The sequence below is a fragment of the Cerasibacillus terrae genome, from assembly GCF_008039555.1.
GTDB lineage: Bacteria > Bacillota > Bacilli > Bacillales > Amphibacillaceae > Cerasibacillus > Cerasibacillus terrae.
The window spans coordinates 1-610 of record NZ_VDUW01000028.1; the positions used below are offsets into that span (position 1 = coordinate 1).

Here is a 610-nt window from a genome sequence, read left to right on the forward strand (position 1 = left end):
ACAACACCCGAAGTCGGTAGAGTAACCGTAAGGAGCTAGCCGCCGAAGGTGGGGTCAATGATTGGGGTGAAGTCGTAACAAGGTAGCCGTATCGGAAGGTGCGGCTGGATCACCTCCTTTCTAAGGATATAAAAAGGTGAAAGCGTCTGGTCATCGACGTACAGGCTGGACTACTCCTGACGAGACAAAGGAAACACAATGAGCGTAGCGAATTGATGTTGACTTGTCGGAGGAAGGAGTAGGAAGCATGCTAGTCGATAGACGTTTGAACTAGATTACGGAAACATACTGAGTCGTTCAGTTCAGTTTTGAGGGAGCAAATCTCTCGAAAACAAACCACTTGATGGAAATGAACTTCTGTTAAATATCGTCACATTTTGTGATGAATATGGAAGTCACGACATTCTGTGGAAGTTTGTACCTTGAAAACCAAATAAGAAATACCAACGACATCAATAACAATGGCGTAAAGTAATATATTATTTTTTACTTATTTGCTTGCTAGTCAAGTGAATAAGGGCGCACGGTGGATGCCTTGGTACTAGGAGCCGATGAAGGACGGGACTAACACCGATATGCCTCGGGGAGTCGTAAGTAGACATTGAACCGG

General features: G+C 44.6%; 2 rRNA genes. Both read left to right on the plus strand.

Annotated features, from left to right (window positions below):
* Positions 1 to 120 (plus strand): 16S ribosomal RNA (locus FHP05_RS15150); the annotation flags it as partial.
* A gap of 383 nt (positions 121 to 503) precedes the next feature.
* Positions 504 to 610 (plus strand): 23S ribosomal RNA (locus tag FHP05_RS15155); the annotation flags it as partial.